At 68.3% G+C, this 25,396-nt stretch carries 20 protein-coding genes and 1 tRNA gene; 7 read left to right on the top strand and 14 right to left on the bottom strand.

Annotated features, from left to right (window positions below; translation table 11 throughout):
- Positions 1–8 precede the first annotated feature (8 nt).
- Genes hpt through dacB form a run of 4 tightly spaced genes read right to left on the bottom strand, consistent with a single transcriptional unit; the run spans position 9 to position 4,212 of the window.
- On the bottom strand, positions 9–566 hold the full coding sequence (gene hpt, locus ACWEF2_RS29005) for a hypoxanthine phosphoribosyltransferase (RefSeq protein ID WP_355599915.1): 558 nt from the start codon (positions 564–566) through the stop codon (positions 9–11).
- A gap of 13 nt (positions 567–579) precedes the next feature.
- Positions 580–1,602 carry a tRNA lysidine(34) synthetase TilS gene (tilS, locus tag ACWEF2_RS29010; RefSeq protein WP_453819499.1) on the bottom strand — a complete coding sequence of 341 codons (1,023 nt, stop codon included), beginning with the start codon at positions 1,600–1,602 and terminating at the stop codon, positions 580–582.
- A 42-nt stretch (positions 1,603–1,644) separates the two neighbouring features.
- Positions 1,645–2,787, bottom strand: a complete 1,143-nt coding sequence (locus tag ACWEF2_RS29015; RefSeq protein WP_453819500.1) for a zinc-dependent metalloprotease — start codon at positions 2,785–2,787, stop codon at positions 1,645–1,647.
- A 51-nt stretch (positions 2,788–2,838) separates the two neighbouring features.
- On the bottom strand, positions 2,839–4,212 hold the full coding sequence (dacB, locus tag ACWEF2_RS29020) for a D-alanyl-D-alanine carboxypeptidase/D-alanyl-D-alanine endopeptidase (protein WP_453819516.1): 1,374 nt from the start codon (positions 4,210–4,212) through the stop codon (positions 2,839–2,841).
- A gap of 121 nt (positions 4,213–4,333) precedes the next feature.
- Here dacB and ACWEF2_RS29025 point away from each other — a divergent pair, with 121 nt between their 5' ends.
- The gene (locus ACWEF2_RS29025; protein WP_453819501.1) at positions 4,334–4,822 is read left to right on the top strand and encodes an inorganic diphosphatase; all 489 of its coding nucleotides are present in this window, start codon (positions 4,334–4,336) and stop codon (positions 4,820–4,822) included.
- Positions 4,823–4,825: 3 nt separating this feature from the next.
- Here ACWEF2_RS29025 and ACWEF2_RS29030 read toward each other — a convergent pair whose 3' ends face one another.
- The 5 genes from ACWEF2_RS29030 to ACWEF2_RS29050 all read right to left on the bottom strand — a co-directional run bounded on the left by ACWEF2_RS29030 (position 4,826) and on the right by ACWEF2_RS29050 (position 11,778).
- Positions 4,826–5,887 (bottom strand): C40 family peptidase, encoded by a 1,062-nt coding sequence (locus ACWEF2_RS29030; protein ID WP_453819502.1) that lies wholly within the window; start codon positions 5,885–5,887, stop codon positions 4,826–4,828.
- Positions 5,888–6,624: 737 nt separating this feature from the next.
- Positions 6,625–8,301: a hypothetical protein gene (locus tag ACWEF2_RS29035; RefSeq protein WP_453819503.1), complete on the bottom strand. Its 1,677-nt coding sequence runs from the start codon at positions 8,299–8,301 to the stop codon at positions 6,625–6,627.
- A gap of 132 nt (positions 8,302–8,433) precedes the next feature.
- Complete coding sequence (locus ACWEF2_RS29040) at positions 8,434–9,441, bottom strand: alkaline phosphatase family protein (protein ID WP_453819504.1); 1,008 nt, start codon at positions 9,439–9,441, stop codon at positions 8,434–8,436.
- Between the two features lie 169 nt (positions 9,442–9,610).
- On the bottom strand, positions 9,611–10,408 hold the full coding sequence (locus tag ACWEF2_RS29045) for a hypothetical protein (RefSeq protein WP_453819505.1): 798 nt from the start codon (positions 10,406–10,408) through the stop codon (positions 9,611–9,613).
- 107 nt (positions 10,409–10,515) lie between these two features.
- Positions 10,516–11,778 (bottom strand): MFS transporter, encoded by a 1,263-nt coding sequence (locus ACWEF2_RS29050; RefSeq protein ID WP_453819506.1) that lies wholly within the window; start codon positions 11,776–11,778, stop codon positions 10,516–10,518.
- Positions 11,779–11,876: 98 nt separating this feature from the next.
- Between ACWEF2_RS29050 and ACWEF2_RS29055 the strand changes: the two genes are divergently transcribed.
- A complete protein-coding gene (locus tag ACWEF2_RS29055; RefSeq protein WP_453819507.1) occupies positions 11,877–12,203 on the top strand; it encodes an ArsR/SmtB family transcription factor in 327 nt (108 codons plus the stop codon).
- Positions 12,204–12,424: 221 nt separating this feature from the next.
- On the opposite strand, the gene ACWEF2_RS29060 is transcribed toward ACWEF2_RS29055, so the two are convergent.
- Both ACWEF2_RS29060 and ACWEF2_RS29065 read right to left on the bottom strand, forming a co-directional pair.
- Positions 12,425–14,035, bottom strand: a complete 1,611-nt coding sequence (locus ACWEF2_RS29060) for an ABC-F family ATP-binding cassette domain-containing protein (protein WP_453819508.1) — start codon at positions 14,033–14,035, stop codon at positions 12,425–12,427.
- A 273-nt stretch (positions 14,036–14,308) separates the two neighbouring features.
- On the bottom strand, positions 14,309–14,605 hold the full coding sequence (locus tag ACWEF2_RS29065) for a hypothetical protein (RefSeq protein WP_355599905.1): 297 nt from the start codon (positions 14,603–14,605) through the stop codon (positions 14,309–14,311).
- A 324-nt stretch (positions 14,606–14,929) separates the two neighbouring features.
- Between ACWEF2_RS29065 and ACWEF2_RS29070 the strand changes: the two genes are divergently transcribed.
- Positions 14,930–15,002, top strand: a tRNA-Arg gene (locus ACWEF2_RS29070).
- Between the two features lie 178 nt (positions 15,003–15,180).
- On the opposite strand, the gene ACWEF2_RS29075 is transcribed toward ACWEF2_RS29070, so the two are convergent.
- From ACWEF2_RS29075 to ACWEF2_RS29085, 3 genes are all read right to left on the bottom strand, one after another.
- Entirely contained in the window at positions 15,181–15,966 is a 786-nt protein-coding gene (locus tag ACWEF2_RS29075; RefSeq protein ID WP_453819509.1) for a hypothetical protein, read from the bottom strand.
- Positions 15,967–16,164: 198 nt separating this feature from the next.
- Positions 16,165–17,124 carry a site-specific integrase gene (locus ACWEF2_RS29080; protein WP_453819510.1) on the bottom strand — a complete coding sequence of 320 codons (960 nt, stop codon included), beginning with the start codon at positions 17,122–17,124 and terminating at the stop codon, positions 16,165–16,167.
- Positions 17,015–18,340 (bottom strand): IS701 family transposase, encoded by a 1,326-nt coding sequence (locus ACWEF2_RS29085; RefSeq protein WP_453819511.1) that lies wholly within the window; start codon positions 18,338–18,340, stop codon positions 17,015–17,017. The genes ACWEF2_RS29080 and ACWEF2_RS29085 overlap by 110 nt, the downstream gene beginning before the upstream one ends.
- Positions 18,341–18,606: 266 nt before the next feature.
- On the opposite strand from ACWEF2_RS29085, the gene ACWEF2_RS29090 reads away from it, so the two are divergent.
- The 4 genes from ACWEF2_RS29090 to ACWEF2_RS29105 are packed head-to-tail and all read left to right on the top strand — an operon-like array spanning position 18,607 to position 25,389.
- Positions 18,607–18,765: a hypothetical protein gene (locus tag ACWEF2_RS29090; protein ID WP_453819512.1), complete on the top strand. Its 159-nt coding sequence runs from the start codon at positions 18,607–18,609 to the stop codon at positions 18,763–18,765.
- A 33-nt stretch (positions 18,766–18,798) separates the two neighbouring features.
- Entirely contained in the window at positions 18,799–20,289 is a 1,491-nt protein-coding gene (locus ACWEF2_RS29095; protein WP_453819513.1) for a hypothetical protein, read from the top strand.
- A complete protein-coding gene (locus ACWEF2_RS29100; protein ID WP_453819514.1) occupies positions 20,286–21,110 on the top strand; it encodes a hypothetical protein in 825 nt (274 codons plus the stop codon). Before ACWEF2_RS29095 ends, ACWEF2_RS29100 begins: the two co-directional genes overlap by 4 nt.
- A gap of 7 nt (positions 21,111–21,117) precedes the next feature.
- Entirely contained in the window at positions 21,118–25,389 is a 4,272-nt protein-coding gene (locus tag ACWEF2_RS29105) for a hypothetical protein (RefSeq protein WP_453819515.1), read from the top strand.
- Positions 25,390–25,396 lie beyond the last annotated feature (7 nt).

Genomic DNA, 25,396 nt, shown 5'->3' on the forward strand with positions numbered 1-25,396 from the left:
GTACTTTTTCAACTCGCGCCGTACACGTGCGAGGCGAGCGTTCCGATGAAGGGGAGATTACGATATCGCTCCGCGTAGTCGAGACCGTAACCGATCACAAACTCGTTTGGAATGTCGAAACCGATGTACTTCACGTCGATCGGCACCTTGACCGCGTCCGGTTTGCGGAGCGCGGCGCAGATCTCCACGGAGGCGGGGTTTCGCGACTTCAGGTTGTGCACCAGCCACGACAGGGTCAGCCCGGAGTCGATGACGTCCTCGACGACCAGCACGTGGCGGCCGGCGATGTCGGTGTCCAGGTCCTTGAGCACCCGCACCACACCCGAGGTCCTGGTGCCGGCCCCGTAGGACGAGACGGCCATCCAGTCCATTTCGACCGGCAGGTGCAACGCCCTGGCCAGATCGGCCATGATCATGACCGCGCCCTTCAGCACGCCCACGATCAGCAGGTCCTTGCCCGCGTAGTCCTCGTCGATCCGGCCGGCAATCTCCTTGATCTTGGTCTGGAGCTCTTCCTCCGGAATCAGGACCCGTGCGAGGTCCTTGCCCATGTCGGCTGCGTCCACCTGGGATTTTTCCTTACGAGACGGGACTTGCTGGCTGTCTGGCGAATATCAGCGTGCCATATCGGCGGACCGCTCCAACCCCCCCGGGAACCTCCACACGTCGCTGCCCGCGCCATCCGGTGACCAGACGGTCCACCTGAAGCACGTGCGACGCGGAGAGCGTACCGGGCGGCGACCCCGCCTCGATCGCCGCCCGGCGCAGTACCCGCCGCCGCACCCCGGCGGGCAGCCCCTCGACCTCCGGTACGGCCAGCACCACCGCGCCGATATCGCTAAGAGCTGAATCATGGACGACGGCCCGCGCGTAGGCGGCGTCGGCCCAGCCGTCGAGGGCGTCGGCGTCGTCCCGGCACAGGGTCGCGGTCCTGGCGAGCGCCTCGGCGACGCCGGGGCCGAGCTCGTCCTCCAGCGCGGGCAGCAGCCGCTCACGGACCCTGACCCTGCTGTAGCGGGGGTCGAGGTTGTGCGGGTCGTCCCACGGACTCAGCCCGAGCGCCGCGCAGGCCGCCACGGTCGTCCGGCGGCCGAGTCCGAGCAGCGGCCTGCGATACAGCCCCGCCCTGGCCGGCATCCCCGCCAGCGACCGCGTCCCGCTCCCCCTGGCCAGCCGGAGCAGCACCGTCTCCGCCTGATCGTCCATGGTGTGCCCGAGAAGCACGGCGTCCGCCCCGAGCCGCCCGGCCGCCTCCGAGAGCGCGGCGTACCTGGCCCGCCTGGCCGCGGCCTCGGGGCCGCCCTCGGTGCCGACCGAGACGCTCAGCGCCTCGGCGGGGGCGAGGCCGAGGACGGCGGCGAGCCGTACCACGTCGGCGGCCCGCCGCGGGGAACCCTCCTGCAGGCCGTGATCGACGGTGAGCAGGCCGGCCGAGAACCCGGCACGGGGGGCCACGAACCCCGCGGCGGCGGCCAGCGCCAGGGAGTCGGCGCCGCCGCTGCAGGCGACCAGCACGAGGGAGCCTGACGGCAGGTCGTCCAGCGCGAGCCGTACGGCACGGCGGACATCGGCGACGGCGGGAGGCGGACCCATGACCGCCATTGTCCGGTCTCCGGCCGTCCGCCCGCGCCTCCGGCCCCCGGATCAGCCGGCCGCGCCGCCGGCCTCGGGACCGGCTGTGCCGCCGGCCTCGGGAAGGGCCGGAGTGTCGGCCTCGGGAAGGGCCGGGGTGCCGATCACCCTGGCGATCCAGCGCTCCGGACTGCCGATCTCCTCCTGGGTGGGGAGGGTCTCCGGGGAGGTCCAGACCTTGTTGAAACCATCCATGCCCACCCGTTCGACCACGGTGCGGACGAAAGTGGACCCCTCGGCGTACTGCTTCATCTTGAGGTCGACGCCGAGCAGCCTGCGGACCGTGCGGTCCAGGCGGGAGCCGCCCTCACGGCGGCGGTGGAACTTGGCGCGGATGTCGGCGACCGAGGGGACCACCGAGGGGCCGACCGCGTCCATGACGTAGTCGCCGTGCCCCTCGACCAGGGTCATCACCGCGGTGAGCCGGTCGAGGAACTCCTTCTGCTCGGGGGTCTGGATCGCGTCGATCAGGTTGCCCTCGCCGCCCCTGACGGCGTCGGCGACCGCGTCGGCGGCCGAGCGGAGCCGGTCCAGGAGCGTGCTGAGATCCATGTCGGAGGCGAGAAGGAACTCCGTCATCTGCGAGCGGACGTACTCCCGGAGCCAGGGCACGCCGGTGAACTGCACCCGGTGGGTCTCCTCGTGCAGGCAGACCCAGAGCCGGAAGTCGTGCGGGTCCACGTTGAGCTCCTGCTCGGCGTGGACGATGTTGGGCGCGACCAGGGTGAGACGGCCGGCGGCCTCCCTGCCCGAGGGGTCGGGCGGCAGGAACAGCTCGTACTGGCCGAGGACGCGGGAGGCGAGAAAGGCCAGCACCGCACCGACCTCGACCCCGGTGATGCGCGAGCCCACCGCGGACACGATCGCCGGCGTCTGGTCCTTACGCGCGGCCATCCGCTCGGTCAGCGGCTCCAGCACCACCCGGAAGCCCTCGACGTTGGCCTTGATCCAGCCGGGCCTGTCGACGATGGTCGCGGGCTGCGGCGCGGTCTCGGTGTCGATTCGGGTGAACTCCCGGACATGCCCCTCGGCCACCCGGGAGAGTCGGCGCAGTTCCTCGACCGCCCGGCGGGCCTCCTCTCGGCTCACTTGCGGCCCGGGGCGCACCAGGCGCGTTCCGGTCGCTACGGCAAGATCCCAGTCGATCACCTGCATACCGTCCACCGTACGTGGTCTCCGGTCCGTCCGCGCGGTCCGAACCCCCGGTCAGCTCGCGGCGACGGTCGCGGCGAGCCGGTCGAGGGCCGCCTCCGCCCTCCCCCAGCCCGCGGGAACGTCGTCGGCCATGAAGGCGAACGTCACCAGCCGCCCGTCTCGCGTGGTGGTCATGCCGGCCAGCGCGCTGACCCCGTCGAGGGTGCCGGTCTTGGCGCGGATCAGGCCGTGGGCGGAGTCGTTCTTACCGAACCGATGACCGAGGGTGCCGGTGAATCCGGCGACGGGCATGCCACTGATGATCGGGTGCAGGTGCGGGTTGGCCGGGGAGGCCGCCGCCGCGACCAGCCGGGCCAGCCCCGCGGGGGCGATGCGGTTCCTCGGCGACAGCCCGCTGCCGTCGAAGACCCGCACGCCGTCGGCGACCTTCAGCCGGGCCAGCACCTGCCGGACGGCCACCGCGGCGCCGTCGAAGGAGGCCGGCCGGCCCTCCTTGACGGCCACCTGCCTGGCCAGTGCCTCCGACAGGTCGTTGTCGCTGAGCGTCAGCGCCCGCTCGACCAGCGCGTAGACCGGCGCCGAGTCGACCCTGGCGAGCTCGGCGGCACCGGCCGGGGCCTTGGCCCGGAGAGCCGACTTGGAGACCGCGACACCGTACTTCGACAGCAGCGACACGAACGCGGCGTGCGCGGCACGGGAGGGGTCGGAGACCCTGCGGCGGCTGCCCGGGGCGGCCCTGCCCTCGTCGATCATGAGTGCCGTGACGGGGGCGACGCTGCCCTCGGGCACGTAGCCGGGCTTCCAGGTCGAGGCGGTGCGCGGCCCGGTGTAGAGGCCGTCGTCGTAGGCCACGGTCACCTTGGTCACCCCTGCGGCCTTGAGCGCCTTGGACGTCCGCAGGGCGAGGGTGGCCAGCGAGGCGGGCTGGGGGTAGACGGGCCGAGCGGCCAAGGCGGACGACGTGGCCGCGGTCAGGGTGGGATCGCCCCCGCCGACCAGGATGATCGAGTTCGGTGCGGAGCCGCGCACCACGCGGGTGCCGATCCTGGCGTCGGGGCCCAGGGAGGCCAGCGCGGCGACCGAGGTGGCGACCTTGGTGGTGGAGGCCGGGGTGATGCCCGTCTCCTCGCCGCTGCCGAACAGCACGGCGCCCGTCTCGGCGTCGAGAACGGCGGCTCCGACGCGATCTCCCAGCGCGGGGTCCCCCAGCGCCTTGGTGAGCCGCCCGGCCAAAGTACCCTTGGCAGGGAGAGGTCCGCTCCCCCCAGCGGCCAGCACCGGACCCGCGGTGATGACCGGGGCGGGAGGCGACTCAGCCGAAGCGACCGGTTCGGGCGCCTTCTCGATCAGCACATCGCTGGTGAGCAGGTGGGCGCCGGCCGCGACGACGAACAGCTGCAGCAAGACGAGAGTGACCAAGGCCACCCACCGCTCACGCCGCATCACGTCGCCGACCTTTCACCAATCGGTACCCAACAGGTATTACGTCTACGAGACACTAACGCCCGCCCGGGGGTGCCCGGGGGGCTTGAGCGGAGGAACAGCGGTGGAGTTCGACGTTCTCGTTGAGATTCCCAAGGGGCAACGGAACAAGTACGAGGTGGACCACGAGTCCGGGCGGATCAGGCTCGACCGGATGCTCTTCACCTCGACGCAGTACCCCGCCGACTACGGCTTCATCGAGGACACCCTGGGCGAGGACGGAGACCCCCTCGACGCCCTGGTGCTGCTTCAGGAGCCGACCTTCCCCGGCTGCCTGATCAAGTGCCGCGCGGTCGGCATGTTCCGCATGACCGACGAGAAGGGTGGCGACGACAAGGTTCTCTGCGTCCCCGCCACGGACCCCCGGATGGAGCACATTCGCGACATCCACCACGTGGCCGAGTTCGACCGCCTGGAGATCCAGCACTTCTTCGAGGTCTACAAGGACCTGGAGCCGGGCAAGTCGGTCGAGGGCGCCAACTGGGTCGGCCGGGTCGAGGCCGAGGAGGAGATCGTGCGCTCCGTCAAGCGCGCCGAGAGTCAGCAGCACTGAGCATCACGCCGGACGGGTCGCGCCGATGAGGTCCCTGCGCCACATCGGCGCGACCCGGACGACGTCCCCGGTCCGCGGGGCGTGCACCATCAGACCCCTGCCGATGTAGATCCCCACGTGCCGGATGCCGGTGTGGTTGCGGGTACGGCGGCCGAAGAACAGCAGGTCACCCCGGCGCAGCCGATTGAGCCGCACGTGCCGGCCCGAGGTCCACTGGGTGCCCGTCCAGTGGCCCATCTTGACTCCGACCCGCGCCCACGCCTGCATGGTCAGTCCCGAGCAGTCGTAGCTGCGGGGGCCCGCTCCCGCCCACAGGTACGGCTTGTCGATCTGGGTGAGCGCCCAGTCGGCCGCGATGTCGCCGGGCGCCGACCCGGATGACTTGTTGAGCGCCCAGGTCGGCGCGGTGTCCTTACGGGCCACGACGGCCCGCGCCCTCAGCCGCGCCATCGCGGCGGCCCGGTACCTGCCGTATCTGGCGCGGTCCCTGGCGACCCGGCTCTTCTCCTGGGCCGTCTGCCGCCGCTCGACCAGCCGGTCCGCGGCGCTCCGCGCCGCCTCGGTCTCCACCAGGAGGCGGGCCCGCTCTCCGATGAGCCGCCGGACCTCCGCCGCCTGCCTGGTCACGGCCGCCGCGGCCTGCTCGGCCGCGACCCTCGCCACGGCCTCCGTCGTAGCCGCCGTCGCAGCCGTCGTCCCCGGCGCGGCCACCTGTACGGCCGCCGCCTGGTTGTCCTGGGGGGCGACCGCCGTCCCCGGACCGTCGGGGGAGACGGCCGCCCCCGGGTTGTCGTGGGAGACCGCCTGGACCTGAGGCCCGGCCGGGGTCCCCCGCCCCTCGTCCAGCCGTCCGGAAACCACCGGCTGGGACGGTTCAGCCCCGTCCAGCCCGGTCAGGGCGCCGCCCGTCCGATCGCTCGCCTTCCCGGAGGGGCCGGAGATGTTCTCCGTGGCGCCCGATCCGGCACCGAGGCCCTCGACCCGTTTCCCGGCCTCCCCGGCCCGGACGGTCAGCTCCTCCAACCGGGTCCGGGCCTTGGCGAGCAGAGCCGTGACGACGCCCAACTGTTTACTCCGTTCGACGGCTTTGGATCTCGCCTCCGCGACCTCGTCGGCAGACGGGCCGTTGTGACGAGGCCGGGCGTCCGCGGGAACACCAATGGTCATGACCAGGCAACAGGCCAGTCCTGTCACCAGAGCGGTGGCACGACCGGGACTTACCTCCAGAGAGTGCATATGTTCCTCTCCCGAATCAGCGCTTATCACTATGTGTCACTGCATGACAGCCTGCTTGACTCAAGATTCCCCCTAGTCACTCTTCGCACACATGTAACTCACATATTGTGATCAGCACAGGTCAGATGGGATTTCTAACCGGCAGAAGAGGCGACGGAAGAGGCGGGGAAGAGCACCGGAGAAGACACCGGAGAGCGTCGTGGAAACGGCGGGAAACAATGGGGAACGGTGAGGAACAACGGAGACGCCGGGTCAGCGTCAAGCGTGCGCCGGATGGACACCGAGAGGCCGCGGGAATATCGGAAAGCACGCCAAGACCACCGGAGGGCGGCGGAAAAGAGGTCTCCGCGACAAGCCATTCGGCGACGCGACAAGGCACCCGTGTCGCACCGGGCGGAGTGGCCGATCAAACCACCGGCGGCTCACCGGACCGGCGCCCGCCCCACCGCACCGGCACGGCGCGCGGCGGCACCGGCCTGACCGGCGCCGGTGAACAACGCGCGCCCCGGTGACCATTCACGGTCACCGCGCCGGGCAGGTGGAGCGGAGGGGGCGGAAGGTCCCGGCTACCCGGGCGGGGCGGGCGTGGCCGCCGGAGCAGGTTCCTGAGGTGTGGGCTTCGAGGCCGGGGGGACCGGCTTGGAGGTCGTCGCCGTCGACTCGGGTGTGTCCGCCGGTGGAGAGGCCGTCGGTGACGGCTTCGGTGACGGCTTGGGCCTTGGTGGCATCGGGGCGGGCCTCGGAACGGCCGGTGTCGGCCGGGGAGTCGCCGCGCAGTGCTGCGGGGCGGTCTCGCAGGACCGCGGGGTCGGCCTGCCACCCTGATGCTCGTGTGACGGGTCGGGACTCTCGGATACGGCAGGCCGTTCGGGCCCGGCGGAGTCACCGGCGCCCTGGCCCTCGGCCTGGCCCTCACCCGGCCCCTTCCCCTGTTCCTCCTGCCCTTCCACGGCCCCGTTGCCCAATCCGTCACCCGGCCCGTCGACCACCCCGTCGCCCGTCTTCTCCCCCGGCCCGTCCCCCGATGACCCGTCACCCGTCTCATCCCCCGGCCGCCCGGTCGAGGTGGGCTCCGGGACGGGTCGCGGGCCGCTTGGACCGATCTTGGCCTCGGGTCCGGCGGCGGGGGTCGGCCCGCTCAGCCCGGCGGGGCCGACCGGATCGGTGAACGCGTCCCGGTACAGAGGGTTCAGGGACCCGGAGACGTCGTCGGGCTCGGTGGTCCAGGACGATCGGACCCCCGGCGACCTTCCGGTCACAGGGTGCACCCCCGGCCTGTCGTCGGGGGTCATCCCGTCGAGGTCGCCCCCGAACTGGGTGAAGATCAGCCCGATCGCGACCGCCGCGCCGGCCGCGGCCACCGCGCCGGCGAGCGCATGAGGCCACCGACGACTCCCGCCGGTCCTCGCGACGGGAAAGCCCGCGGCGTCGAGCGCGCCGACCCGGCGGGCGACATAGCGCCGATAGGGGGCGAGCTCGGGGTCGGCGAAGGAGCTCATCACCCGTATCCGCAACGTCTCCGGCAGCGCCGTCGGGGGCAGCAGGCCGAAGACCTTGTCGGCGGAGACCTGCTTCGCCCGGTACGGGGAGCAGGTGTCGCAGCGGTCGACGTGCCGGATCATCCGCTCGCGCGTTTCGGGGGTGAGATCGCCGGACGCCTCCGCCAGGATCCGGACCCGACCCGGGCAGCCGTACGGGTCCCGATGGGTGAGGATCTCCGCGGTGACCAGGTCCCGCAGCCGCTCCCGGGCGGCCTCGTACATCGCGGCGGCCTGCTCGTCGCCGATCCCCAGCACGGCCGCGAGATCGGCGGCGGCCATGCCGTGCCGTGAGGTCAGCTCAAGGACCTCCAGCTCCTCAGGGGACAGACCCCGGACGGCGTTCCAGGCCATCGCCCTCAGCCGGGTGTCGCCGTCCCCGTCGGTCACCGCCCCCCGCACCACCGGGGGGTCGGCGACCAGGCCCGGAACCCGCGCGTTCTGGACGACCGCCGGGCGCCGCCGTACGCACTCCCCCCGGGCGAGCGCGTACAGCCACACCCCCAGCCGGTCGGGGTCGGCGAGCGCGTCCACGTGGGCCTCGGCCGCGATCAGGGTGTCTCGGAGAGCCACCTGGGCGCCGTCCGCGCCGCCCGTCATGAGCAGGCAGTATCGGTAGACGCCTCCGGCATGGGTGTCGTAGAGGGCCGCCAGGGCACCCGGATCACTCGCCCGCAGGGATTCGACCAGAACGCGGTCATTCATGTAACTGAGGGTAATGGTTTGGTAACTGCTGGTTCCAGTGACTTCCGCGGATTGACATCGAATCTATACATACTGTCAACCTTGACAGAAAACCACGCCGTGCGGCATGCAACGATAAATCACGATGAATAGCTATTTTCCACCATCTATTGCGCTGAGCGGTCTGCCGTCCAGATCTTCGGGGATGGGAATGCCGAGCTGGGCGAAGACGGTGGCCGCCACGTCCACCTGACGGGCGTCTCGCCTGCGGACCCCGCGCGCGATCCCCGGCCCGGCGGCCAGCACGAAGACGCTGCGCTCCTCGGGGGAGTCGCCACCGTGACCGCCCTCGTCCCGGTGCCCGTGATCGGTGGTGACGATGACCGTCCACCGCTCCCCGGCGAAGGCCGGCCGCGCCCTGATGGCGCCGAACAGCCGGCCCAGATAGCCGTCCACCAAATCGATCACCTCCAGGTAGGCGGTGCCGAGCACCCCCGACTGGTGGGCGACGACGTCGGTGACCTCAAGATGCATGAAGGCGGCGTCGACCTCGCTGGTGCGGATCAGGTCGGTCATCCTGTCGACGAGGAGGGCGTCCTTGGCGCCGACCCGGTAGGGCTCGTTGTGGCTCACCGCGTGCCAGTCGATCCGGGCGCCGACCGCGCCGAGTGTCACCAGAGACTGCCAGGTGGTCACGGCCGCGGTGTGCAGACTCGGATGGATCCGCTCCAGCCGGGTGAGAAAGTCGGGATATCTAAGGAACTGTCGGCCCTCGAAGGAGTTGTTCCGCACGCCGTGCTTGGTCGGCGCCACCCCGGTCAGCACCGTCGCCCATCCGGGACCGCTGCTGGAACGGACCTTCTTCAGCACGTCCAGCCGCCCGGTGGCGAAGGTTCCGGCCCGCATCAGCTGCCGGAAGTTCGGCGCCTCCGCGGCGAGGATCCGATCGTGGCGCAGCCCGTCGAGCCCGATGACCAGCACCTTCGGCCGAGGAGGCAGGTCCAGGCCCGGCACGGGAGCCGGGGTGAGCGTCACCGACACGAACGGGGGCAGCGGGGGAGCGGAGATCGGCGCGCTGCTGGGCATCGGCCGCCCGACGGCGTCCGGGGCACCCCGGACATCGCCGCAGCCCCCCGTGAACAGGACAGCCGACAGCAGCACAGCCGATAGCACAGCCGACAGTACGGCCGGCGGCACGCCCGGGGGGACGGGCACTGGGAGGGGCGGCGGGACGGGCGGAATTCTCGGCGGCATCCGAGGCCGGCCCGTCAACTCCAGGCGGCGGGCACGGCCGGCCCGCCACGCCGTACGGCACGCACAGGGGAAACGGTCACGGCCGGGCGTCCCCGGCGGAGGCGGCATACCTGCCCCGGTCCTTGACGAACGCGGCCGTCGTGGGCTTGACCATGCGCATCGGGAGGCTGCCGCCCAGGGCCAGCTGCTCATAGGGACGGCTGCTCGACCCCCAGGTGCGCGCGGTCAGCTCGGCCTTGGCGATCTTGCCGGTGTCCGCCACACTCTCGATGTTCATGATGAAGCGCCGCGTGTCCTTGGGCCGGACGTCGTCCACGAACGTGCTCCCACCTCCGAGCAGTTTGCCCTGCTTGTCCCGTAGCAGAGCGGTGACCGCCAGGCTGCTGGCCGGCAGCCGGTACGGCGAGCCGACGTATCCGACGACGAGATAGCCGTCGTTCCTGCGCACGGTCATCACGTCGGAGATGGGAAACGGCTGGAAGGCCGAGACGATCCGGGCCGCCTGCCGCCACTCGGCGGGCCGATAGTCGATGCTCACCTGGGACGGCTTCTCCGAGGCGACCACCTCGCCGCTGAAGGGGAGCGAACCCGCGGGCGGCACGGCGTCCAGCGGTTGCTCCAGCCGGACGACCTCCTTGCCCGCGGCGTCCTTGGCGATCACCGTGGCCACCACGTGCTCGCCGAAGTGCCACGGATTGCTGTTGGTGAGCACGCCGGCCCAGTTCACCACGTACCCGCCGTCCTTCTTGAGGATGGACGAGACCTGTTCGGCGACCGCGAGCGGCCGGAGCGGGGCCGCCTGCTCCTCGGAGCTGGAGCAGCCGACCAGGAGCAGCAGAGCCAGAGCGCTGACGATTCGGGTACTGTGCGTCACCTAGTCGTCATAACCCGTGAACGTGCCCCTCTCCACCGGACACGCTCAGGTCGGGCGAATTCTTTAACACGGCGGTCTCGGGGGGCAATGCGCCACCATGTAGGTGATCATGAGTCATGGCGGTGCCCGTGCGAGACCACGGCTTCACCGTAATCGCGCGATACGGGGTCTCGGCGGCGTCGGCCGGATTTCCCGCCCCGCCCGTTGATCCAGGTGAGAACCGCCGCGAGGAGGACGAGGGCCGCGGCGATCGGCGGAAGGGAGGCCGCGCCGAGCGTGGTCAGTCCGACGGCGCCGACGGCGCCGGACAGCGAGATCGCCAGATACAGCGCGGACTGGTAGAGCGAGGTGACCATCGACTGCGCGCCGGGGGACGCGAAGGTGATGATCTGGTGCTGCTGAGGAGTGGTGACCATGAACGAGAGCAGCGCGCTGACCGCCACCGCCGGCACCACCGCCGCGTACGGCTCCCGGAAGAGCGGGAGGGCGAGGAGAACCGCGGTGAGGGTCAGCGTGACCGTGAGGACGACCCGGCGGGGCCCCCACCGGTCGGCCAGGTGCCCGGCGGCGAGGTTCCCGAGGGTCCCGGCCACGCCGAACACCAGCAGCAGGACCGCCAGCCGGTTGCCGCTGCCGGCCAGGGCCGGGGCGTAGACGGCGCTGATGTAGGAGTAGGGGATGTAGATCCCGGTGAACACCGCCACGGTGGCCGCCAGCACCCCCATGACCCGCCGGTCGGCCATGGGGCTCAGCAGGACGCGCAGCCCGGCCGCGGAGCCCGGCCTGATGGCCGGGAGCCGGAGGGCGATGACCGGTACGACCACGAGCGCCAGCGCGGTGACGACCCACATCGTCGCCCGCCAGCCCAGGGCGCTGCCGACGACGGTGCCCAGCGGCGCTCCCAGGGCCAGTGACGAGGTGATCCCCAGCATGACGGTGGCGATCGCGCGCCCGCGCTCCCTCTCCCCCGCGAGAACGGCCACCGTCGCGTTCGCGCTCGCGGTGTAGAGCGCGGCGCCTCCGGCGGCGAGGACCCGGGACGCCAGCACCAGCGCGTACCCCGGGGCGACGGCGGTCACCGCGTTGCCCACCGCGAAAAGCGTCAGCGCGGCGATGAGCACCGTACGCCTGGACCAGTTCGCGGTCAGCGCGGCCAGGATCGGCGCCAGCACCGCGTAGGCGATCGAGAACACGGTGATGAGCTGTCCCGCCGCCGCCAGGCTCACATCGAGCGAGTCGGCGATGTCGGGAAGTATCCCGGCGATGACGAAGGCGTCCGTCCCTACGGCGAAGGCCCCGAAGGCCAGGACCGCGGCGTGGGAACGCCAGCGCGTCGGGGTGCCGGCCGGAGGGTTTTCGACAAGCGTCACAGCGAGCTCCGGTCCTCATCGGAATTTACGACCGCCATCGTAATATAAGTTCGACCGGTATCGTAGTAAGGGATGCTCGTCGAAGGAGTTGGGGTGGGATGAAAGAGCGGGAGTCCACCTGGTTGACCCAGCCCGACCTCGCCACGATCGCCGTCGGGGCGATCCTGCAGGCCCTGGCCGACCCCATCCGACTTCAGATCGTCCGCGCCCTGGACGCCGTGGAGGAGTCCACGTGCACGGAGCTCGACGTGCCCGTCAAGATCTCGACGGTCTCCCACCACCTGCGCATCCTGCGGGAGAGCGGCGTGGTGTCGACCCGGCTGGTCGGCAACGCCCGGCCCAGCAGGCTCCGCCGCGACGATCTTGAGGCGAGATTCCCCAACCTCCTCACCTCGATCCTGAAGGCCACCCCGCCGTCCTCGTGACGAACCGCCCCCACCACGGCCGCGCGTTCTCAGCCGCGCGTTCACGGCCTCCGCCGAGGAGCGGAACACCAACGGCCTCCGCCGTGGCCCACCCGGAACTCCCCGACCGCCCACCGGCGCCCCGCCCTGGTGAGGCCCGAGCACACGTCGAGATCACACGTCCGACTCCGACCTTCTCCACACCGTCGACCGGGAGGTCGCCCTCGACACCCTTCGGGTCTCTAACGCGGGCGGACCACCCGGGTCTCGTCCCAGACGGGTTCGGAGGACTCGTAGACCCTCCCGTCGGAACCGAAGACCAGATAGCGATCGAAGTCGTCGGCGAACCACCGGTCGTGGGTGACCGCGACCACGGTCCCGTCGAAGGCGTTCAGCCCCTCCTGCAGCGCCTCTGCGCTGGCCAGGTCGAGGTTGTCGGTCGGCTCGTCCAGCAGCAGCAACGTGGTGCCGGACAGTTCGAGCAGCAGGATCTGCAGCCGCGCCTGCTGGCCACCGGAGAGCGTCTCGAACCGCTGCTCGGCGACGTTCCCGGCCAGCTCGTAGCGGGACAGCGCCTTCATCGCCTCGTTCTTCAGACGGGCGTGCTCGGTCATGACGATCTCGCAGGGCGACCGGCCGATGAGCTCAGGACGGGTGTGGGTCTGCGCAAAGTGCCCCGGGACGACCCGGGAACCGAGCCTGGCCACGCCGGTGTGCCTGACACCCTCCCCGGCGACAAGGCGGAGAAAGTGCGACTTGCCCGAGCCGTTGGAGCCCAGCACCGCGACCCGCTCGCCGTACCAGATCTCCAGGTCGAACGGCTTCATCAGGCCGGTCAGCTCCAGCTCCTCACAGATCACCGCCCGCTTGGCCGTCCGGCCGCCGCGCAGTCGCATGCTGATGAACTGCTCCCTGGGCGCCGCCTCCGGCGGTCCGGCCTCCTCGAACCTGCGCAACCGCGTCTGGGCCGCGTGATAGGCCGCGGCCATGGTGTCCATGTACTTCGCCTTCTGCTTGAGCATGGCCACCAGGCGCTTGAGCTTGGCGTGCTCCTCGTCCCAGCGTTTCTTCAACTCGTCGAGCCGCTCGTTACGGTCCCGGCGGGCCTGGGCGTAGGTGGCGAACCCCCCGCCGTGCACCCAGATGTTGCCCGACTCGACGGTGACGATCCGGTCGGCCGCGTTGGCCAGAAGCCGCCGGTCATGGCTGACCAGCACCACCGTCTTGGGCGTCTCGCGGAGCGCCTGCTCCAGCCAGAGCTTGCCCGGGACGTCCAGATAGTTGTCCGGCTCGTCCAGCAGCAGCGTCTGGTCCGGTCCCCGCAGCAGCGCCTCCAGCACCAGCCGCTTCTGCTCACCGCCCGACAGGGTGTTGACCTCGCGATACTTGCAGTCGTCGTACGGGATGCCGAGCGCGGCCATCGTGCAGGTGTCCCAGAGCACCTCGATGTCGTAGCCGCCCGCGTCGGTGTAGTCCGTGATGGCCTGCGCGTAGCGCATCTGGGCCTTCTCGTCCTCGCGCTCCATCATCACGAGCTCGGCGGCGTCGAGCCGCTCGGCCGCCTGCCGTACGCGCTGGGGGGCGACACTGACCAGCAGGTCGTGCACGGTCCGCCCGTCGCGGATGCTGCCGATGAACTGGCGCATGACCCCAAGGCCGCCGGAGCTCGCGACACTCCCCTCGACCGGCTGCAGATCCCCCGCGATCAGCCGCATCAGGGTCGTCTTGCCGGCCCCGTTGGGCCCGACGAGCGCCGCCTTGACCCCTTCACCGACCCGGAAGGACACGTCGTTCAGCAACGGCCGCCCATCCGGCAAAACATATGTCAGATGCCCGACCTCAACGTGCCCCACGACAAACTCCTCCTACGGTCCTCGCGTAGGGTACCCGCCCGTTTTCGAAACGAGCATCTCAATTTCCCGACGGCACGGCGCTTCCCGGTCCTCCGGCCCCCTCGCCCCCGGCCCGAAAACTTCCGGCTCCCCCGCCTCCGGCCCAAAAAGATGGACGCAGGTAAAACCGGCCCCCGGGGTCGGCCACACCCCGGGATCAACCCAACCTCATCCCGGACGGCCTCGAACCCCGGAGGCGGAAACCCTCACCCCGGACGACCCCGGACCCCGGAATCAGAGATCCTCATCCCGGATGACGTCGAGATCCAGGAAGCGGGGCGCCCCGTCGCACAGATCCCGCATGCGCCGGGCCAGCACCTCGGTCTCCGGCATGCCACTGTTGCGCATCGCCTCCTCGTAGGACGGAAACTCGACGATGGCGACGTAGTGGTGGGGACGCGCGTGATCACGAGTGAGAGTCGTGTGCGTGACCGTGTGCTCGTTCTCGGTCGTGTCCCGCCATTCGTCCATCGCCCGCTGGATTTCCTGCTCGTGGGTGGTGTCGAATTCGATGACCTGCACGAAGCTCATGGGTTCCCCCTCTCCTCGAACCCGCTACTAATCGACTCCACCCCCGCCCCCAGACCCGGGCAAGCACGATTAAGTCAAAACGCCCCCGTCTTTCCATGACCCGTCTCCCCCGGACTTCCCCGACCACCTCACCCCCCGCCCCCACCACCCCCGATCACGCCTCGCCGTACCACCCCCATCGCCCCTACCCGAGAGATCCCCATCGCTCAGGTAGGCGGTAAACCCCCAGCCCACACGCCGGATCCCCCCGAAGAACCCCGAAGCCGGATCCGGTAACCGGTTCGAGGCACCGCCCGGAACCCGCTATGATTGCTTACGCAGCGAGCGGCCGTAGCTCAATGGATAGAGCATCTGACTACGGATCAGAAGGTTAGGGGTTCGAGTCCTCTCGGCCGCGCAGCAGGTCAAAGGCCCTCCGGGATCATCCGGGAGGGCCTTTGTCATGTCCGTACAGCAGCGAAATACAGCAACGCGACCCCATACAGACAGCCGCCTACGGACCTCGCGTGTCGAGGCTGGAAGCTTCCGCAGAAGCCAGCGACGCCCGGCCAGGCCTCCGGGATCGGTGGGCTCGCTCAGGCACCGCCGAGGTCATCCCGGAGCCAGCGAACCCAGTCGGCAGGGAAGACCTGCTCAAGCCGCTTCTTGCTGATCTCCAGCATCCCCTCCTTCGCCAGCGGGTGAAGGGCGCCGTTCTGCACCGCTGCGTGATCTTCGGGAGCCGGGCAGATCAGGACGGCGAGGATCCGGCACGTCCGTTTCAGCTCCTCGACTCCGATGGTGCGGATCATGCCCTTGAGGGGCTCCCACGCCGTCCGCACCGCAAGGGCCACGAGTGCTTCGAGAAGAGGGCTGCGGCCCTCGTCTTTCCGAGACTTGAGGATGATCGCCGTCACATATTCGGGCACTTGGTCCATGGCCTTGGAGAACTTCTCGATGCCCTCGGCCACGGCGACGAGGAGGTCGCACCAGAAATGCTCGGTGAGTCTTCTCCTGGCTTCCCGCGGGCTATTTCCGCCGAACCTTTTGTCCAGTTCTTTGATGACGGGACCGGTGAGGAGGTCGCCGACTTCCTGGATGTGTTCGATCGTGCTTGGATTTTCGGCCAGCCAGTCGATGAGATCGACTGTCGCGCTGTCGGTGGCGGCGGCCTGTCTGGGCTTGGACGGGCCCCGACGCCCCTTGGGAGGCTGAGTCTTCCTCCACGCGAGTTCGCTGCGTTCTCTCGCCTCCTGCCGACCTGCGGGAGATGGGTCGCGGGCCAGGGCAACCCCGTGGGGCCACCCGTGCTGTGCCCCGCCGCAGTCGGAACATCGGCACTGATGTTGCTTGGCGCGCTCGCAACTCTTGGGGTGCGTCACTCGGCCTCCATGACGTTCAGCGTGAAGGTGAACCAGGCAACTCGCCGGAAACCTACTCTTTTAAATCACAAATAACGGACAGTGAAATTGTCGCGACGGCCACTTCGACGTGTCCCCTTAGTTATAAGCAAAGGACCTTGTACGCAGATAAGGCCCTTTGAGGCAATCCCAAAGGGCCTTTAGGTGACGGATGATGAGTTATGTCTCGCCTGGAACGTCAAGGCTCTGATTGAGCCGATCGAGTGCCTTGCGGGTTTCCGGCGTGGGGATCTGGGTGTAGACATCCATGGTCATCGAGATCTGCGAGTGGCGTAGAACACGCATCGCGACGCGGGGATGGACGTCAAGGGCGGCCAGGAGCGAGGCGCAGGTGTGGCGGGTGTCGTGGACACGGATCGTCGGCACACCCGCCCGGCGGCAGTGCGCCTCGAAAGCTCGATTGAAGTTGCGCGGCTCGATCGGCGTGCCATTCCGCGTGGTGAAGACGAGATCGGAGTCCTGCCACCTCTCTCCGGCGGCCTTGCGGGCGTCCTCTTGAACACGTCGGCGGTGCTTGAGCGCGGTGACGCACAGGCCGAGGAGCGGCAGCGAGGCCGTCGAGTCGTCGGTCTTGGTCGTCTCGCGGTGAAGGAGCTGCCCGCGGACCCGGTTGAGCTGACGGGAGATCCACAGCTGTTCGCCGCCGAGGTCGACGCAGTCCCAGGCCAGCCCGAGCACCCCGCCCCGACGCAGGCCCAGGACAAGGATCAGCACGTAGGCCGCGTACAGCGGGTCGTCGATCTCCCGTAGGTGTTCGAGGAACCTCCGCGCCTCCTCGACACCCCACACCGCGCGCTGCCGCTTCTTCTTCGTCTTACCGACGGCGGGCAGGGTGGTCAGGGCCGCGACGTTCTTGGAGATCAGCTCCTCCCGTACGGCGTTGCCCAGCGCGGAGCGCAGGACACGACGGATGCCCGCGATGGTGCTCCGGGAGGGATACCCCTTGCAGCACTTGCCGACGGCGCAGCATCGGCGCTTGTTCTCCGGGCGCCGGTGGTCCTTCTTCTGGTCACAGCAGGTGCACAGGATCGGCAGCGTGTTGAGCCAGGTCTGCACGTCGCGGACCGTCAGCTTGTCGAGGCGCTTCTTGCCCAGGCCGGGAATGATGTAGAGACGCACGAGTGGTTCGTAGGCCACGTAGGGGGGAGCCCCCAGCGGCGGTGACCAGGGTGACGTGATGATGCCAGCCTCGCCAGGTGCGGCCCTCGAAGTGGTCCAGGCCCAGACCGTGCTTCATCTCGCGGTAGTCGTGCTCGATGCGCCAGCGCATCTTCGCCAGGCGCACCAGCCGCCGAAGCGCGGTGCCCGCACCCAGGCTGGTCAGCCAATACTCAGTAGGCACCTTCTGCCCGGCAGGCCACTGGGTGAGCAACGTCAGCGCGGGCAAGACTCCGTCCCAGGCCGCCGATCCCCCCGCTCCGGCCATCGCATGCCTGCGGGCCGCGACCCCGGCCGGACGCACGCTCTGAACCCGAAATCTCGAGCGCATCGGGCCCTTGGACCCCGTCCGCCAAATCGCCTGCCGATAGCTCCTGCGGCCCGTTTCGGCGGCCAGGTCCTTCAGCGAGGACGCTTTGCCGCGGTAGCGGGCGGCGGGCTTGCGCTCATTGCCGCTCCAGGCAGGCACGGCGGGTACCGCATCGGCCGGATGCGCCGACTCGTCGGATCGGACCGCGACGACGAAGTCCAGGCCGCGCTCGGCCAGGGCGCGGCGAAACGCGGCGATCTGGCCGTAGCCGGCGTCGGCGACGATCACCTGCGGCACAAGGCCCCAGCCGATCGCCTCGTCGATCAGGTCCAGCGCCAGACGCCACTTCTCCCGGTGCCCCACCGCCTCCGGCATCCCCGCCCTGGCCCGGCGCTGCTCGTCGTCGTGCCACTCCTGTGGCACGAACAGCCGCCAGGAGATCGGCACGGACGCGGCATCACAGGCGGCGTGCAGGCTGACCGCGACCTGGCAGTTGGCCTGCTTGCCCAGCGCCCCGCACCATTGGCGGGCCACCCCCGCCGACATCTTCCCGTCCTTGGGAAAGGACACATCGTCGATCACCCATACCTGCGGATCGACGACCGCGACCGTCTTGAGGGCCACCGCTCGCAGCACCGCGGCGTGATCCCACGGCGACTGGTTCACGAACTGCTGCAAGGCCTGCATGTCGCCGTCCGGCAGCCGCTCGGCCATCGGCTGGATCGACTTCCTGCGGCCTTCCAGCATCAACCCCCGCAGGTAGCAGTCGCCTTTCGCCCGCTGATCCCGGCGCGGCACCGAGGCGAACACCTCGGCCACGAACGCGGCCAGCTCGCCCCGCAGCTGCTCGATCTCCCCCAAGTCCACGAGAGCAGCATGCCGAACCCAACACCCAAGATCAAATCAACCTAACGAAGTACTACTAGGCGCACTGACGGACATTCCTCGCCGACGGTTGCAAGGTCATCCCTATCCCTCTCAAGTCCAACAAAGCGTGAAAGCGCTGGCCGACAACGACCTCATGGCTGACCATGAGGAGATGGGCGACGAATACGCAGTGGTCGTGGTCACTCCGGACCACATATCTGACGAGTGAGGTGCTATGCGCCCAAGCCGACGTCGACCGGCTCGTCATGGTGATCAGCCACCTGCACGCTGTCGCCGAAGCTGTCGATGACGTGCAATGGGGGGAACACGGCCCCACCAAATCCACTGCGCGCTGGCTGGCTCCGATCGAACGCGACGAGCTGGTGCAAACCGACCTGTCCAGTGGCCTGCAGACCCTGGCGTAGCTGTGCTGAATAAGGGAGGGAGGAAGAACTTACATGTCCGAGGTGGGGGTTCGTGGTCGCGACACGCTGGGGCTCTCCACGCGCGTGAAGGCACTCGCCGTCGCCGATCCGGTCCTTGATCTGGAGCGCCGGAAGTCGTTACTCACGTCGCGAGGCTGGAGCGGCTATCAAATGGAGGAGTTGGCACTCACCGCTATCGACACCGTCACGCTGAAAATGGACTTCGAGGACGGCGCCCGTCACGAGGATGTAGTGGCAGCGGTGACGCGCGTCGCAGAGCTTCAGATGCCGGAGCGCGGCAACGGTGAACACACCGACGTAGCCCGTTGGGTCTTGGACAGTCTGGTCAACGTTGGGACCGTCGATCGCGGCTTCAGCCACATCTACGGCCTCGCAATAGACGGTGCGTATGTCTCGCACCGCTTCTCCTTCAAGCTGTTGCGTGAGGTCGCCGGAAACGATGGCCAGCCACGACTTCGTGCCTCTAACGAGGCGATCGCGGTGCTGGTCGGCGCGGTGGACATCGACATTGCTTCTGAACAGGTTGCCGCCGACGCAAAGTTGGAAGCCCTAGTGAGACGTGGGCGGCTGTCTGATGCCTATCGCGCTGCAGAGATGGCGTTGCGCCGCACGGTGCAATACGCCGAGTACATTCGTACACGCTTGGAGGGAATGCGCCGTGATGTCCGCTCGGTGAACTGGATCCGTGATGTACAGCGGACGCAAACGGAAGCGCTGGAGCACATCGAGGACCGCATCAACGCCGAGAGCACCATCAAGGACAACTTGATCCGAATGATGGAAAACAGCACCGAGGACGCCACCCCGGCTCAAGCCGCCGAACTGATCGCGATTCTTGATGAGTGTCTGCGCAGGCACGCGGCACTGCAAGCGAACCTGCAGGAAGTCGGCGAACGGTTCCGCGCCGAACAAGAACGGCAAACCTTCGTGCCGCCCCCAAGCCGGTCCTACGTCGACCTCGAGCACCAACTCCTGGAGCCGGCCTTGGAGCTGCCGATACGGCAGGCCCTGCCGCTGCTGGAGGGATTCACTACGGCGGCGGTGCCGCCGCGCCGACCTGCGATCGTCTACCTCCCAGATTTGATCAACGGCTTGATGACGCTGCCGGCCAAGGATGATGGCGAAGACGGCCTGATTGTTGAACCCGAGTTCGGCGATGCCGAAGACGTCTCGATGTTCTCTGACGAGCAGTATGTAGCTGTCGAATCGCTGCTGGCATCGGCCGATGCCGATGGCGTCCGCCTATCCGAGCTTCTTAAGGTGGCGCGCCGCCTTAGCGTCGCGAAGGCTGGTCGAGAGGAGCTCGATCACTTGCTGGCGCTGCACGTGCTGGGCCTGTTCGGTGCGCCACGCTACGACCCCGAGGATCGCAGGATGCTGGCCGCACTGGCTGACGACAGTGAGCTGGACGACGAGGTGTTCGCCGGGAACGACCTGCTGGTGGTACGTGGACCAGAGCCCACTGCCCCACCGATCGAGAACCGTTTGAACGGGGCCGTATGAGCGATTTCGAGGATATAGCCGCAGCGAGCAGACTGCTCGCATTCGGATTCCAGCCCGGGCTGACGCCCCGGCGCAACGCCGAGTATGCCGTGTTGGCGAGTCGTTACCGCACCGATCCGGCGTTCGCGCAGCTGCTACATGCCTCTGCGCGCGGCTTTGACCTGACCATCATCGCAGTCAGCCCACGGGCTGGGCTCGTGCTCGGGGCGACCGCCGAAACGCAGTTTGCAGTCAGCATCGCCGACCACATCCGGCAGCCCGCCGACCGGCCGATCGCGGCTCTGGCCCACCTGGCCATAGCCGCGCTCGCCTACTACCGGCCCGACGATCTAGACGATGAATCCCATGTCGGCCGAGTCACGGTCCGCCATGTCGACGAGATGGTCGAGCAGGCGGCCAAGGAGCTGGAGCGCCGCGCGGCCGAGGTCGACGAGGACGACGGGGTTCCGGTCGACCATCCGGATCTGATTCAGCTGTGGCGCTATTACCAGCGGCGCAACCCGGTGGCTCCCACCGGGGACGACCGAGCACATTCCAAGAGCAGGCGCGCGCTCATCAAGAGGGTCGCCGAGTATCTAGCGGACAACGGCATGCTGCGGCGCGCAGGCAACGAGAACGGCGGCACCTACACCACCACGGCCCGATATCAAATCCAAGTGCGAGAACTAGCCGGGCAGCAGATGCTCGGCGAGCTGGCCGCGCTCGGGGTTACGGTCGGGCCGGACGGTAAGCCCGCGTTCAGCATCCCGGATACCGAACCTTCCAATGCAGCTGGCACCGCAGTGTCCCCCGCCCCTTCGCCAGCTGAGCCAGGAGCCTGAGGCAGCGATGTATGAGCTAAACCGCGTCCGCCTATACAACATCGGTCCGGCCGGAGCCCGCTATGACGACGTCCTGCTGGACTTGTCCGATGGAGGCCCGCGTATCCCGGCCAGCACCCTGATCCCGTCGGCCGGCCAGCTGTTCCGGCGTCCGGCTCTAGCGACGCTACTGGTGTTGGAGAATGGCGGCGGAAAGTCCGTGTTCATTCGGATACTGCTGTCCACGGTGCTTCCCGACCGGCAATCCCGCAAAGGCCGTGAAGCGTTGCGCGCATATGTAGTCTCCGCAGCAGCCCCATCACATGTGGCCTTGGAATGGGTGAATGTCCGCACCGGTGAAACACTGGTGACCGGCCACGCGCTGACCCCGGTGGCGGACGGCAAGATAGAACGACTGTTCTACTCCCTTGCCCCCAACGGTGTCACGACCCTGGCCACGCTGCCATTCGCCGAGGGCCGTCGGCGACTGCCGATGAACGCCTTCCATGACGCGCTCAAGCGGCTGGACGCTGCCGACAAGTCGCTGCACGTGGAGATCGAGAAACGGCAAGGCGAGTGGGAGAACCACCTGCGCCGACTCGGTCTGGAGCCGGACCTGTTCGCGGTCCAGCAAGCAATGAACGTCGACGAGGGCGACGCGGCCGAGGCGTTCAAGACCACCACCGGTCGGCAGTTCGTCGAGTGGTTGCTCACCAAGGCTCTAGACGCCGAGAACTTCACCGAACTGGGCAACGCCTTCGGCGCCTACGCCAAGAACATTGGGCGACGCGAGCAGCTACTGCTTGACCGCGACTTCTCCATCGCCACGGCGGCAGCCGCCCAGCGCCTCGCCTCACGGCACACCGAACAGGTTGCGGCGGCCAGGGCCGTCCAAACAACCGTGACAACCTTGGCGCAGCTCGCAGCTGAGGTTCGGGAGTCTGTCCAATGTTCAGAGGGCGTGCTGCGCACGCACCGCGAAGACCTGAAAACCGCGAAGATGAACGCTGAAAGACGGCAACAGATTCGCGATGAGGCGGACCTGACCCACAAGGAAATACAGCGCAGAACTCTGGTCCTTCACTACGACGAAGCGCGTGCCGAAGCCGGGAAGATCGAGAAGCAGCTTGTCAGAGAGCGCATGGAGCTGGCCGCCTGGACGCTCGCCCCCAAGGTGCTGAAAGCCGCCGCCGCGCATGAGAAGTACAAGGTCGCCAGTGGATTGCTGGATGCCGCCGAGCAGGCCGCGGGAGCTGCTCGGCTACGTCGCGATCAGGCCGGGGCTCGGTTTGCTGGCGCCCTTCAGAGCGCTGGGCAGCGTTGCACAGCGCAGGGAGACGATCTCGCCCGAAAGAGCACGAAGGATAAGTCGGATGCGGCCGAGGTTGAACGCCGTGCTGGGGAGGACGAACAACGAGCCACCTCGAACACCGTCCGTGCCGAGATGCTGGCCAAAGAGGTCGAGGGCGTGGATTCCCGCGTGGAGGTGGCGCGGGAACAAGGTCTCCTTGAGGAAGGTGAATCCGTCTTCGAAGCCGACGCCCGATTGCGTAACAAGGCGGAGAAAAGCAAGATCAATGCAGCGCGGGAACGTGAGACCGACAAACAACTCAAGCTGGAGGTCCGCCGACTCGACAAGGTCACGAACCAGCTGATCGAGCCCAAGATGAAGGCCCGGCAGGCAGCCAAGGCTGCGGTACGGGCGGTCGAGGACATGGAAACCGCCGCACGAGCGCTCGCCGCGGGGGCACTGTTGCGTGAACTCGCTGAACTCGACGACGATGAGGAAGTCCCCGGCGGCAACCCAGCTCTGTGGTTAGAGGTGAATGCGCCCGCGCTGCGCGACCTGGCCGTCGCGGCGCAGGGATCGGCCGAAGATCGGCTGGACGCGCTGACCGCCGACAATCGAGCGGATCAGCGCCTGATCGAGGCGCTCACTGTCGAGGATGAAGCGCTCATGCCGCCGCGCCAGGCGGTTGAGGACCTGTTGAAGCTGCTGGCAGATCACGAGGTCCCCGCAACCGCGGGCTGGCGTGCGCTGGAACAGCTGGTGAACCCCCGCCTGCATGCCGAGGCCATCCAGGCCCACCCCGCGCTGGTCGATGGAATCGTAGTGGCTGACCAGATCGCCTTGGATAAGGCGCGGGCGGTACTGGCGGAGGCGCGCCTACTGCCATCGGCGGCGGTGCTCGTCGCCACCGCCGAGTCGCTGGAGGAGGAACCCGAGGAATCGGGGATCAGGTTTGTCGTGGAGCCGACGCCCGCCCTGCACGATCCCAAAGCTGCTGCCGAGCTGCGGGAACAAGCCGAGGAACGCATCGCAAGGCGCCGCCATGCCCTCCATGAACTCACCGAACGCCGGACGGCGGCCTTCCGGCTGGGCTATCAGCTCGACAACTGGCTCGTCGAGCACCCGGCAGGCGACGTTGAGCGGCTGTGCTCTGTGGCTGAAACGGCGTCGACCACCGCGGCCGAAGCCAAGTCCGTACTTGATATCGCCCGCGACGCGCACACGCAGGCTGTTGACGCCCTCGACGAGCATGCCATTGTGGTCACGGATGCCGAAGAGGTCGCCGCTGCTGATGCGCGCATCGCCGAGTCCTTCGGCCGGCTTGCGGTAGACGTCGCCGAGGCCGACAAGAATCGACTCAAGATCGGCAAGCTCGAAGCGGAGGCAGAAGGGCATCGCGTAGTAGCCCAAGAGCTCCGAGAAGAAGCCGAGCGGCTGCGCAACCGATCCACCGAATACGCAGTGCAAGTCGAGTCGCTCCGCCGTGACGCCACCTCGTACGCCGAGCGACTCAAGAAGGTTATCTATGGGAATCAGCTGCTCAGCCTCGACGCGGATGAAGCCGACCTGGCCGCACTGGAGATTTCCTATCAGGAAGCCGCAGATGGTTTCCGCGCCGTAGAAGTCGGTGAGGACCTACGGCGGCGCGTCAATGACGCGCAGAGGAAAGCGTCGGATCTCGACGCGGAACTACTCGATGAACCGGCCGACATCGTGGCTCGGGCCAAAGCACTGGCAACCTCCCCGGAGGCTGGCAGCTCCGAATCCCTCGAAGCCACGAAGCGTCGACTTGACCGCGCCGTGAAGACACTGGAGGTCGAGCACGGCAGGCTGACTGAGCGGATCATTCGCCTGCGAGCGGAAGCATCCTCAGCCACCCAGCGAAACGGGAGGCCATGGACCAGCCTGGACGCCGACTGGACGCCGTCGATTCTCACCGAAGGCGTGATGCTCACCGAACGGGCAATTGCCGTACTGGCCGACGCTGAGGCTCTGCTCAAGGAAGCTTCTGAGTCGAAACAGACTGCCGAGCGCAAGCTTCACAACGCTGAAGCTGCGGCCCGTGACATGACAGTCGTCCACCGTGGCCTGGCCTCCGCAGTCCGCAAGCTTGAGCTTCCATCCAATTCCGGACCGTTCGCAGGAACCGCCGACGAAGCGCAGCAGGCTGCTGATAACGCGACTGAGGCGCACGGCAAGGCGTCCGACCGACTGCACGAAGCGACCCAGGCCGTGGACGATGCCGTCATCAACTTCCGTGAAACCGCCAATCAGAACCGGTTCGGTAAGCTCAAGGCGCCGATCTACAAGCAGCTCACCGAGATCGACAAAGCGTCGCTGATCAAGCGCGCCGACCAATGGGCGGTCCAGCTGACAGGACGAGCCGCGAGCCTGACTACCGACCTGGAGAGCTCCGAGCGTCACCGGAAACTTCTCATCGACCAGCTTAAGCACCACGTCGGCGAGGCACTGGCTCTACTGGAGAAGGCTGAGCGGCTTTCCCGGCTCCCCGAAGGAGCCGGGATGTGGGCCGGACGTAGGATCTTGAAAATTGGCTTCGCCAAGCCCGAGCCGCAGGTCCTGGCGGTGCGGGTCGCCGAGGCCCTGGATGAGCATGCTCGCACTCAGCCGAACCTGCCCGGCCGGGACCTCGTACTGCGCTGTGTGGGCGCTGCGGTACCGCGTGACTTCAAGGTGGAGATCCTCAAGCCTGACTCTGCAGGCCGCGCCGAATACGCGTCGATCAGTGAGATGAGCAAAGTTTTCTCCGGCGGCCAGGAGCTCACTGGCGCGATCATGCTGTACTGCACACTGGCCGCACTGCGCAGTAGCACACGGACCGGGGCCCGCAGCAGCACCCGCCTGGGCGGGATGCTGATCCTGGATAACCCGATCGGCAAGGCCAGTGCCGACTACCTGCTGGGGGCTCGCCCCGAAGTGTGGACACCGGTCGTCATGCGGCGAGCAGCACCCTATCTGTGGTTCGCTGCTCGTAATCGATCGGGCTGAGGTAGCC

It is taken from the genome of Streptosporangium sp. NPDC004631, from assembly GCF_053601935.1.

What these genes read in the sequence shown, in the direction of transcription:
- ACWEF2_RS29065 (WP_355599905.1), bottom strand. Translation starts at nt 14,605, where the DNA reads ATGAGCTTCGTGCAGGTCATCGAATTCGACACCACCCACGAGCAGGAA.
- ACWEF2_RS29095 (WP_453819513.1), top strand. Translation starts at nt 18,799, where the DNA reads ATGTCCGAGGTGGGGGTTCGTGGTCGCGACACGCTGGGGCTCTCCACG.
- ACWEF2_RS29055 (WP_453819507.1), top strand. Translation starts at nt 11,877, where the DNA reads ATGAAAGAGCGGGAGTCCACCTGGTTGACCCAGCCCGACCTCGCCACG.
- tilS (WP_453819499.1), bottom strand. Translation starts at nt 1,602, where the DNA reads ATGGCGGTCATGGGTCCGCCTCCCGCCGTCGCCGATGTCCGCCGTGCC.
- ACWEF2_RS29090 (WP_453819512.1), top strand. Translation starts at nt 18,607, where the DNA reads ATGGTGATCAGCCACCTGCACGCTGTCGCCGAAGCTGTCGATGACGTG.
- ACWEF2_RS29105 (WP_453819515.1), top strand. Translation starts at nt 21,118, where the DNA reads ATGTATGAGCTAAACCGCGTCCGCCTATACAACATCGGTCCGGCCGGA.
- ACWEF2_RS29100 (WP_453819514.1), top strand. Translation starts at nt 20,286, where the DNA reads ATGAGCGATTTCGAGGATATAGCCGCAGCGAGCAGACTGCTCGCATTC.
- ACWEF2_RS29035 (WP_453819503.1), bottom strand. Translation starts at nt 8,301, where the DNA reads ATGAATGACCGCGTTCTGGTCGAATCCCTGCGGGCGAGTGATCCGGGT.
- ACWEF2_RS29015 (WP_453819500.1), bottom strand. Translation starts at nt 2,787, where the DNA reads ATGCAGGTGATCGACTGGGATCTTGCCGTAGCGACCGGAACGCGCCTG.